Annotated in this window: 1 protein-coding gene; it reads right to left on the bottom strand. The window is 69.1% G+C overall.

The window, feature by feature from the left end; translation table 11 throughout:
* Positions 1-226: 226 nt before the first annotated feature.
* A partial coding sequence (locus tag ODJ79_RS46745) for a Na+/H+ antiporter NhaA (protein WP_263030206.1) occupies positions 227-473 on the bottom strand: 247 nt, incomplete at its 5' end.

Below are 473 nucleotides of genomic sequence, written 5' to 3'. Positions count from 1 at the left end.
CGGAGAAGAAGGCGTGCTGGGCATCGGTGGCGCCCACCGCCAGCATGATCGCGGCGCCGCCGAGCGCCACGGTGACCCGGTTGAGCTTCTCCGTGGCGATCAGCACGTACGCGACGCCGAACACCACTACGGCAATCCAGGCGATGACGCTCAACAGTGTTCCCCGGTTCCGGTCAGCCGTCAGCGATCGCCGACCAGGCTTCCCGGCACACCCACGATCAACCTATCAGCCGACGCCCGGCCGCTCCCGGATCCGTTCCACGCGCTGGTAGACGTCGGGAATCTCATCACCGTCCCGGTCGGCCTGCTCGGCGGCGTGCAGCCGACGGTAGGTGCGGTCACGGGCCCGCAGCACACCGGCCGCCAGCACGGCGGCCACCAGCGACCCGGCCAGCACCGCGATCTTCACATGGTCGTCACGGCCGCTGCCGATACCGAACGCCAGCTCCCCGATCAGCAGGGACACGGTGAAA

Source organism: Actinoplanes sp. KI2, assembly GCF_025630775.1.
GTDB lineage: Bacteria > Actinomycetota > Actinomycetes > Mycobacteriales > Micromonosporaceae > Actinoplanes.
Note: the sequence above shows the minus strand (reverse complement) of the source record. Positions and strands in the feature narration are given on the sequence as shown.